This is a genomic window from Frankia sp. CeRuru1 (assembly GCF_977966315.1).
The window spans coordinates 1-8432 of the sequence record NZ_CDWWEW010000200.1; the positions used below are offsets into that span (position 1 = coordinate 1).

Annotated in this window: 10 protein-coding genes and 2 pseudogenes; 7 read left to right on the forward strand and 5 right to left on the reverse strand. The window is 71.4% G+C overall.

Annotation, left to right across the window (positions count from 1 at the left end):
- Positions 1-692: 692 nt before the first annotated feature.
- The 3 genes and pseudogenes from AC08OP_RS14925 to AC08OP_RS14935 all read left to right on the forward strand — a co-directional run.
- Positions 693-992, forward strand: a pseudogene (locus AC08OP_RS14925) (hypothetical protein); the annotation flags it as partial.
- A gap of 16 nt (positions 993-1008) precedes the next feature.
- Positions 1009-1122, forward strand: a pseudogene (locus AC08OP_RS14930) (hypothetical protein); the annotation flags it as partial.
- A 286-nt stretch (positions 1123-1408) separates the two neighbouring features.
- The gene (locus AC08OP_RS14935) at positions 1409-2140 is read left to right on the forward strand and encodes a hypothetical protein (RefSeq protein WP_476614756.1); all 732 of its coding nucleotides are present in this window, start codon (positions 1409-1411) and stop codon (positions 2138-2140) included.
- A gap of 39 nt (positions 2141-2179) precedes the next feature.
- Here AC08OP_RS14935 and AC08OP_RS14940 read toward each other — a convergent pair whose 3' ends face one another.
- From AC08OP_RS14940 to AC08OP_RS14955, 4 genes are all read right to left on the reverse strand, one after another.
- On the reverse strand, positions 2180-3133 hold the full coding sequence (locus AC08OP_RS14940; protein ID WP_476614757.1) for a CAP domain-containing protein: 954 nt from the start codon (positions 3131-3133) through the stop codon (positions 2180-2182).
- Positions 3134-3210: 77 nt separating this feature from the next.
- Positions 3211-4077 (reverse strand): 5-oxoprolinase subunit C family protein, encoded by an 867-nt coding sequence (locus AC08OP_RS14945; RefSeq protein WP_476614758.1) that lies wholly within the window; start codon positions 4075-4077, stop codon positions 3211-3213.
- Positions 4078-4101: 24 nt separating this feature from the next.
- Positions 4102-4836, reverse strand: a complete 735-nt coding sequence (locus tag AC08OP_RS14950; RefSeq protein ID WP_476614759.1) for a 5-oxoprolinase subunit B family protein — start codon at positions 4834-4836, stop codon at positions 4102-4104.
- A gap of 10 nt (positions 4837-4846) precedes the next feature.
- Entirely contained in the window at positions 4847-5788 is a 942-nt protein-coding gene (locus AC08OP_RS14955; protein WP_476614760.1) for a LamB/YcsF family protein, read from the reverse strand.
- Positions 5789-5846: 58 nt separating this feature from the next.
- On the opposite strand from AC08OP_RS14955, the gene AC08OP_RS14960 reads away from it, so the two are divergent.
- Positions 5847-6215 (forward strand): DsbA family protein, encoded by a 369-nt coding sequence (locus AC08OP_RS14960; protein ID WP_476614761.1) that lies wholly within the window; start codon positions 5847-5849, stop codon positions 6213-6215.
- 72 nt (positions 6216-6287) lie between these two features.
- On the opposite strand, the gene AC08OP_RS14965 is transcribed toward AC08OP_RS14960, so the two are convergent.
- Positions 6288-7217 carry a pirin family protein gene (locus AC08OP_RS14965; protein ID WP_476614762.1) on the reverse strand — a complete coding sequence of 310 codons (930 nt, stop codon included), beginning with the start codon at positions 7215-7217 and terminating at the stop codon, positions 6288-6290.
- 244 nt (positions 7218-7461) lie between these two features.
- Here AC08OP_RS14965 and AC08OP_RS14970 point away from each other — a divergent pair, with 244 nt between their 5' ends.
- The 3 genes from AC08OP_RS14970 to AC08OP_RS14980 form a co-directional block, all read left to right on the forward strand.
- Positions 7462-7722, forward strand: a complete 261-nt coding sequence (locus AC08OP_RS14970) for a pilus assembly protein HicB (RefSeq protein ID WP_476614763.1) — start codon at positions 7462-7464, stop codon at positions 7720-7722.
- The gene (locus tag AC08OP_RS14975; RefSeq protein WP_476614764.1) at positions 7719-8030 is read left to right on the forward strand and encodes a MazF family transcriptional regulator; all 312 of its coding nucleotides are present in this window, start codon (positions 7719-7721) and stop codon (positions 8028-8030) included. The genes AC08OP_RS14970 and AC08OP_RS14975 overlap by 4 nt, the downstream gene beginning before the upstream one ends.
- A gap of 193 nt (positions 8031-8223) precedes the next feature.
- Positions 8224-8432: hypothetical protein (locus tag AC08OP_RS14980; RefSeq protein WP_476614765.1), on the forward strand; the 209-nt coding region annotated here is incomplete at its 3' end.

Genomic DNA, 8432 nt, shown 5'->3' on the forward strand with positions numbered 1-8432 from the left:
GCCTAATGATCGTCGGATATCGGTGGACTGTGTGGCATATTTATGTTAACAGACGGCGATTCGTCCGGATTGTCGACATCGTGGCCTCAACATCATGCTTGGCGAAAGGGCGCGCCCGATCCACGGCATGACACCGACGTGGCCTGACGCGGTAGGGCCTGACGTGGGATGAGTGCACGATGGGTACCGTCTCGCCGGGCTTTCAGGGCCGTCGGCGGTCCGCGCCCCCGTGCCTTCCTCCTGGTCAGTACCTGCGTGAACGCGGCGATCAACATCCTCCGGAGTAGTCACGTCTGCGGGCCGAACGGCTTCGTCGAGGCAGCGGCCGACATGCTCGTCGCGCTCGGCCACGAGCCCGGGCGGATCCGGACTGGGCGGTTCGGGCCCGGCGGCCGCTGAGGTCTGACCGGGGCCCGGCGGCCGGCGAGGACCCTGGTTCCGACCCGTCCTGGTCTCACCGATCTCGCTAATCTCACCGATCTCGATGTGCCCGGTTCGCGTTCCGATCCGCCTTGATCCGAAGCCCGACCGTCTCCTTCCTTCGCACGGGTTCTTGTCGGCTTGGTCTCGCTTTCAACGGTGATTTCCGATGTATGGTCTACTGGAACATTTGTGGGCCCCGGTGGGGAGCGCCCGCGGACGCGGTCGCCCTGACGATCGACGACGGTCCGCATCCAGTGTGGACACCGCGGATGCTCGACGTCCTGCGCCGGGCTGGACCGGCTGGCCCGCGGGTTGAAGAACGTCACCGACTCCCGTACGGGCACGCGGAAGGGCCGCCGGGTCGGCTTTCCCCGGTTCAAGAAACGCGGGAAGGCCCGCGACTCGTTCCGGTACACGACCGGCGCCTACGGTCCGGCTGGGGATCGGCACGTGAAGCTGCCCCGGATCGGCCGGGCAGTGCCGGTCGCCGTAGACGCGCTGCCACCCTCGGTCGCCTCCATGCCCGCGTCGCCTACCAGCGCCGCGACGGGCTGCGCAAGCTTACGACCAGGCTTACGACCAGCCATGACGTCGTGGTCGTCGAGGACCTGCACGTGGCCGGGCTCGAAGACCTGTTCCGGCTGTGGCGGGCGAAACCCAAGCCTCACCCTGTCGGACCGTATCTTCGCCTGCCAGTCCTGCGGGCTGGTGATCGACCGTGACGCCAACGCCGCGGTCAACCTGAAGCACCTCGTCGCCGCCAGTACGTCGGAGACGGTAAACGCCCGTGGAGGCGCCCAGCCGTTCAGTCATCGTACACCGGCGCAGATCCGGGCCGAGATGGTCCGCGCCCAGTCGGTCATCGTCGACGCGGGCGGGAAACCGCCCGGCTCTTCCGCGCGCCGGGTGGTGACTGGTCGCCGGCGAGGGTTCATCGGCACCGGGCGGGGCACGTTCCTGGCGTTGGCCACGGAAGGAGCTCCCGATGACCCACGTCGCCGACATCGACTCCCCCTGGTTGGGCGCCTGGCACATTCCCCGCAGCCGGGGTGCGGTCAGTGGTCTGCTGCTGATGCTCCTGGGAGTGTGGGGGGCGCTGATTCCGTTCATCGGGCCGTACTTCGACTTCGCCTTCACCCCGAACAGCGCCTGGACCTGGACGTCGGCCCGTTTCTGGTTGGAGGTGCTGCCGGGTGCCGCCGCGTTCGTCGGTGGGTTCCTGCTGTTGATGAGCTCCACCCGGGGCACCGCCGCGCTGGGTGCGTGGCTCGCGGTCGTCGCCGGCGCCTGGTTTGTCGTCGGCCCGACGCTGGCGGGCCCCTGGGACCTCGGCGCGCTCGGCCGGCCGGTCGGTGGGTCCGCCCGGCAGGCGCTCGTCTGGATCAGTTTCTTCTACGGCCTCGGCGCCGTGATCCTCTTTCTCGGTTCGACCGCGTGGGGTCGGCTGAGCGTGCGGGGGGTGCGCGACGTGGCCGCGGCGCGCCGTCAGCGGGAACTCCGGGAGCAGGCGGCCATGCGCCCGGGCCCCCTGGCGGAGCCGGAGGTCTATCCCAGCGACCGCCTCAGTGCCTCGGTCCCGACCGAGGGCGTTCCGGCCGAGAGCGCTCCGACTGAGGGTGCTCCGGCCGAGGGTGCTCCGGCCGAGGGTGCTCCGGCCGAGGGAGCCGAGGAACGCACGGGCGCGTTCGGCCGTCATCGGCGCCGCAGCCACCACTGACGGAAGGATCCGTCGGGGGGAACAGGGGAAGCGTGCGTCTCAGGGCCGGCCGTGCGCCTCAGGGTGGGCTGAGCGTCTCGACCCGGAGTGGTTTCGTGGGTCGGCACCGGCGAAGTCCTGCGTCCAGTAGGTGCCGTACGCGCCGCCGGTGGCGTAGCCCACGCCGATGGCGGTGAAGGCACAGGTGAGGATGGTCGTCCGCCGATCGGCGCTGTCCATCCACATCTGCATGGTCCGAGCCGCGGTGAGCGATCCGGCGGCGATGTTCTCCCCGATGAGATCGGCGGTGTACCCGTTGGCGGCCAGCCGCTTGTCGAGGCCGCGACCGTCCCTGCCGGTGTAACCGAAGTAGCCGTTCGCCGCCATGTCGGCGCTGTGCGCCTGCGCCGCGGCTGCCAGCCGGGCGTCGACCGTCAGCGCGCCGCAGCCCGCTCGGGCCCGCTCGATATTGGTCAACCGGACCACCTCGGCGGCCTCGGTGCCGGTCCGGGGCGGGGCGACGGGCGGCGTCCGCGTCGAAGCCGGAGCGGGCGCGCTCGTGCCCGGTGCGGCGCTCGTGCCCGGTGCGACGAGGGGTGCCTGCACCGGAACCGGCAGGCGGGCATCGTCCGGCAGGCCCGCGGGCGGTTCGTCGGTCCGTGGCGGTAGCGGGGCCGTGGCCGTGGCCGTGGACAGGCCGGACGACGCCGTCGGCGATGTCCTCGCCGGCTCCGCAACCGGTTCCGGGTGCGGCTGCGTGGTCGGCTGCGGGTGCGGCTGCGTGGTCGGTTGGGCGAACGACCCCGCGGTGAGCTCCGTGTGCGCCGCCCCGGACGGGTGCGGCGGGATGGGAGTCGCGGCGATCGTGATCTCCTGGTCGGCCCGGGCTCCCGTAGACGGTGTCGCCGACGCTGCCTTGCCGGCGGGAAACGCCTGGCAGGCCGTGGTGAGCGCCGCTGCGAGGGCGGCCACGGACGCGGCGGCGATGACGGTCGTGAATCGAACCGAACCCATAAGGCCTCCTCGGGTCTCCCCCCCCGGGAGCAATACGAGCAAAGATAACGAATTTCGCGGGTGGCGCTCCTCGCCTGTCATCTTGTGGTCCAGCCGTGGTAAGGCCGGAACCGGATGCGCTGGCCGGGCCGGCATTGCGCGGCCAGGTGCAGATCCTCGGACGCGACGACGCCCAGCATGGGATAACCCCCGGTGACCGGATGGTCGACGAGGAAGAGGACCGGCCGCCCGTCCGGGGGGATCTGGATCCCTCCGGTGACGATGGCCTCCGAGGGCAGCTCCGCGGTGATCCGGCGGCGTGGCGCCGGCCCGACGAGCCGCACGCCGACCCGGTCGCTCTGGGCCGTCACCTCATAGGACGCGGAGAACAGCGTGGGCAGCGCGTCCGCGGTGAACCAGTCGTCGCGGGGGCCGGCGAGGACCCGCAGGGTCGGTTCGTCCGGGTACTGGGCGAGCGGGGCGAGGTCGACGGTCGGCGGGTCCGCGCTGTCGGCCGCCGACGGCAGCTGCCGACCGGCGGTCAGCGGTTGCGGACCGATCCCGGAGAGGGTGTCACTCGATCGTGAGCCGAGCACCGGTGGGACACCGATCCCCCCGCGAATTCCGAGGTAGGTGCGCAGGCCCCGATCGGGTGCCCCGATCCGCAGCAGCGCGCCGGCGGGCACGTCCACCGGGGAGTACATGCTGATCTGGCGACCGGCGAGTTCCAGCGGGCACGGCGCGCCGGTCAGCGCGATCAGCGCCGGATCCGTGAACCGTGCGATGAGGCCGCCGTAGGTGAGCTCGACCGCCGCCGCGGTCGCGACGTTGCCGACGAGCCGGTTCGCCAGCAACAGACTGCGACGGTCGGCAGCGCCGGACCGGGTGATGCCCAGGTGCGCGAGCCCTGGCCGGCCGAGATCCTGGACCGTGGCGAACGGGCCTGGTGCGACGATTTCGATCATGAAATCTTGATCATGATATTTCGATCACGACACCGACCGGGCAGCGTCGGCGTCGGCGATGGCGTCGGCGATGGCGATGAACCGCACCCGCGTGCCCGGGGCCAGCACGGCGGGCGGCTCCCGGCCGGGATCGAAGACCCGCAGGTCGGTATGGCCAATCAGCCGCCATCCGCCAGGCGAGGTCCGCGGGTAGACGCCGCTGAACTCGTCGGCGATGGCGACCGCGCCCGCGGGGACCCGGGTGCGCGGGCTGTCCCGGCGTGGCACGCGCAGCGCCGGGTCGAGGCCCGCGATGTAGGCGAAGCCGGGAGCGAAGCCACAGAACGCGACCCGGTGCCCGCCACGTACGTGCCGGTCCGCGACCTGCGCCGGAGTCAGTCCGCTGAGCCGGGCGACCTCGGCCAGATCGGGGCCGTCGTAGCGCACCGGTATCGTCACGACGTCCCGGTTGAGCGGGGGACCGGCCTGCGGCCCGGGGCCGGACGAGGGATCGGGACCGGTCTGCGGCGCGGGGCCGGACGAGGGCGTGGGGCCGGACGTGCCGGGCTGAGCCCCGGCGGCGCGCAGCAGGGCGGCGCTCAGGCGCCCGGCGTCGGTCGCCGCGGGATCGAACGCGACCAGCACCGTCCGCGCCGCGGGAACCAGTTGGATGATCCCGACCGGGGCGATCCGCCGCAGCCGCGCGTAGAGGGCCTCGGCCTCGGCCAGGCCGGCCACCTCGACGAGCAGTGCCTCGTCACCGCAGGGCAGGATGCGCATCGCGATCCTCTCAGCTGAACGGGATCAGGGGGACACCCGCGTCGAGCAGGGCCTGGCGCAGCCGTCTGACCAGCTCGACCGCGCCCGCCGTGTCCCCGTGCACGCAGAGAGAGCGGGCGTCGACGTCCACCGGTGTGCCCTGCCGGCTGACGACCACGCCCTTGACCGCCATCCGCACGCCGCGCGCGACGACGACGTCGGGATCGTGCAGGACGGCGTCGGCCGTGCGCCGGGAGACCAGAGTGCCCGCGGCCGTGTAGGCGCGGTCGGCGAACGCCTCGCCGACCGCGGTCAGGCCGGCCTCGCTCGCGCGCCGCAACCACGCCGATCCGGGCAGGCCCAGGACCGGCAGCGTCGCGTCGTAGCAGCGGATGGCCTCGACGACGGCCTGCGCCTGCTCCTCGTCGGTGACGATGGCGTTGTAGAGGGCGCCGTGCGGCTTGACGTAGCGGACCCGGTCGCCGGCCGTCCGGGCGAAGGCGTCCAGCGCGCCGAGCTGATAGAGGACGTCGTCACGTAGATCGTCGGGGTCCATGTCGATGCGGCGGCGACCGAAGCCGGCGAGGTCGCGGTAGCTGACCTGGGCGCCGATGCGGACTCCGCAGCGGACCGCCTGCTCGCACGTCCGCCGCATTGTCGCGGGGTCACCGGCGTGGAACCCGCAGGCGATGTTGGCGCTGGTGACCAGGTCGAGCAGGGCTTCATCCTCGGTGAGGCGCCAGACCCCGAAACCCTCGCCGAGGTCGGCGTTGAGATCGAGGGGACGCGGCGGATCCGCCGGAGGCGGTGGTGCGGCGGGATGTGCCTGTCTGGCGGGGTGTACCTGTTCGGCGGGATGTTCCTGTCTGGCGGGAGGCGGTGGCTCGGCCGGGTTCGGCGGATCGGCCGCCCCGGTGGTCGCCCAGTCCGGCCGAGGTCGCTCCCGCCTGCCGGGATCTCGCTGGTCGCCCATGCTGCCAATTGTTCACCACCTCGGCACTGGCGATCCGCCCCCGTCGGCACGGTGGCGGGTGGGGGCGCGACGGGGTGGTCATAATCGTGACCTGGCCGGATCCATCCTGGCCGGGACCGCCGCTCCCGCGGTGCCGATCGGCCCGTTCCGCCATTCCCGCGGGCCGGCCGACGCCCCGGTCGTCGTCGTCGAGTATGCCGACTTCGAATGCCCGTACTGCGCCCGGGCGACTCCCGTCCTGCACGAGTTCACCGAGACCTCGCAGGGGCAGGCCCGGCTGGTCTTCCGGCACTTCCCGGTGTTCGACGTCCATCCCTACGGGCTCACCGCGGCGCTGGCTGCGGAGGCCGCCGGGGCGCACGGGCGATTCTGGGAGATGCACGACCAGCTCTTCGCCCATCAGGACCGGCTGGCCGTCGGCCGGTGAATTTGGGGGACCTGAGCACGGTCTGCGGTCCCTGGACCGTGTCTGGCTCCCCACAATTCGGCTGCCGCGCGATCATGCCAGACCGAACAGGTCGGACAGGTCGGACAGGTCGGACAGATTGGCCAGATCGGCCAGGTCGGCGTGCATCTCCCAGACCAGGATCTCGGCGGGAGCCGAGGCGCTGACCCGCTGACCGCCGGTCGCGGTGAACCGGACCGCGTCCCCGGCGCGCAGCACACCCGTCCCCTCCAACGTCACCTCGCCCTGCGCCACGAACAGGTGCAGGTAGGGAGCCTCGGGAAGCGTGACGTCCCGACCGGGGCTGAGCCGGGCGGCGCACAGGGCCGCGAACCGGTTTCTGATCGTGATCGCGCTCTGCCCGCGGTGCCTGGCCATCCCGGACGCCACCGGTACCAGGCCGCCGCGTAGCAGCTCGTCGTCGATCTCCAGCTGCTCGTAGCCGGGGTCGATGCCCCGGCGGTCCGGTGCGACCCACATCTGGACGAAATGCACCGGCTCGTCATGCGGCTCCCCGCCGTCGTCGAGACGCCAGGAGTCGTTCTTCTCCGAGTGCAGGATCCCGCGACCGGCGCTCATCCGCTGCGCGAGTCCCGGGTAGATGACGCCGGAGTGGCCGGTGGAGTCCTGGTGCACGAGCGATCCGCGCAGGACCCAGGTGACGATCTCCATGTCCCGGTGCGGATGGGTCTCGAACCCGGTCCCGGCAGCGACCGTGTCGTCGTTGTTCACCAGCAGCAGACCGTGGTGGGTGTTCGACGGATCGTAGTGATGGCCGAACGAGAAGGAATGGTGGGAGTCGAGCCAGCCGACGCGCGTCGCCGCTCTGTCGTCCGCCCGGCGAATGTCGATCCGCGGCTGTGGCTGTGGCTGTGGCCGCGGGCGCGGACCCGCGGAGGGGGGTGTGGCGGAAGACGGGACCGCGGTCGGTGGGACCGCGGTTGGCGGGGTGGACGACCCGGGGGAGGACGGCGTGGCCCTCATGGTGAACCCTCCTTCACGGTAGGCAGGACGATGCCTGCGCAGTCCAGCGTCGTCGGGGCCACGGACATTCCACGGCCCGCGTCCCGCCCAGGCAGATGACCCGCCAGGTAGAGCAACGGAATCACATAAATGGACATATAATATGTCGATTTTGGTGACCGGATAGTGCGACCAGGCGTTCCGCGCTGTGGCGGATACTGCTGTCAGATCTTGCTAGCATTCAGATCTTGCTAGCATGTTGCGCATGTCGCGCACGATCACGCTCCGGCTCTCGGCTGAGGCCTACGAGGCGGTCAAGCGGTACGCCGAGGCCGAGCACACCTCGATGAACGCCTGGGTCGAGGGCGTGCTTGACGCCGAGGACATGCGCCGGCGCTGCGCCGCGCACGGGGCCTGGGTGCGGGCCGACCCGGCGGTGGCCGGTGCGGCCCTCGCCTTCGGGGAGGCCAACCAGCGGGCTCTCGCGGTGTCGGGGCTGCCCAATCTCGCCGACGCCGCCGGGTGAGGCCACCGCGGCGCGGTGAGATCTGGACCGCGGGCATCGGGCCGGCGCCGCAGGCGGTGCTGGTCCTCAGCTCCACGGTCTACAACGAGATCGCCTACGAGCCGACCGTGCTGGTCGCCCTGGTCGTGGAGCACGCCACCGATGAGGGGTTCTGCGTCGACCTGGGGGAGGGGCAGTGGGCCGTGATGGGCCTGGTCACGTTTGTGGCCAAGGCTGCCCTGGGTGAATGCCTGCGCCGGGTCGACGTCCAGATGCTCACCACCGCCAACACCATGCTGTTCAAGATCTTGGCCACGCCCGAACGCTGACCTTACGGCAACCCCGGCATCATGACGGTCACGAGGTCCGCCGGAGGCGCGGATGCTTGTGAGCGCGGCCAGGGTGTCGTCACCGAGGGAGTAGCAGCCGTGGAAGTAGCGGATGCCGTGGGTGCGGTGGTAGGTGGCGTGCACGCGGTCGGGGTGCTTGCGTGGCGCCGGGCAGGGCCCGTGGCAAGGGCGGATGGACAGTGGCCCGAACTGGTCGAAGGCGAAAGCAGCGGTCGGGCAAGCGGCGGGTCACGTCCTCGATGCGGTCCAGCCTGGCGTCGGCGTCCGGGTCGGTGGTTTCCTTCCAGGTTCGGGTGCGCTGGAAGGAGATGGCGTGGTGGTGAAGCAGCTGCCGCAGCCGCTCCCGCCCGACGGTGACCCGGCGGGTGGGGTTGTGGCCCA

What these genes read in the sequence shown, in the direction of transcription:
- AC08OP_RS14945 (WP_476614758.1), bottom strand. Translation starts at nt 4,077, where the DNA reads ATGATCGAAATCGTCGCACCAGGCCCGTTCGCCACGGTCCAGGATCTC.
- AC08OP_RS14935 (WP_476614756.1), top strand. Translation starts at nt 1,409, where the DNA reads ATGACCCACGTCGCCGACATCGACTCCCCCTGGTTGGGCGCCTGGCAC.
- AC08OP_RS14970 (WP_476614763.1), top strand. Translation starts at nt 7,462, where the DNA reads ATGTCGCGCACGATCACGCTCCGGCTCTCGGCTGAGGCCTACGAGGCG.
- AC08OP_RS14955 (WP_476614760.1), bottom strand. Translation starts at nt 5,788, where the DNA reads ATGGGCGACCAGCGAGATCCCGGCAGGCGGGAGCGACCTCGGCCGGAC.
- AC08OP_RS14940 (WP_476614757.1), bottom strand. Translation starts at nt 3,133, where the DNA reads ATGGGTTCGGTTCGATTCACGACCGTCATCGCCGCCGCGTCCGTGGCC.
- AC08OP_RS14950 (WP_476614759.1), bottom strand. Translation starts at nt 4,836, where the DNA reads ATGCGCATCCTGCCCTGCGGTGACGAGGCACTGCTCGTCGAGGTGGCC.
- AC08OP_RS14965 (WP_476614762.1), bottom strand. Translation starts at nt 7,217, where the DNA reads ATGAGGGCCACGCCGTCCTCCCCCGGGTCGTCCACCCCGCCAACCGCG.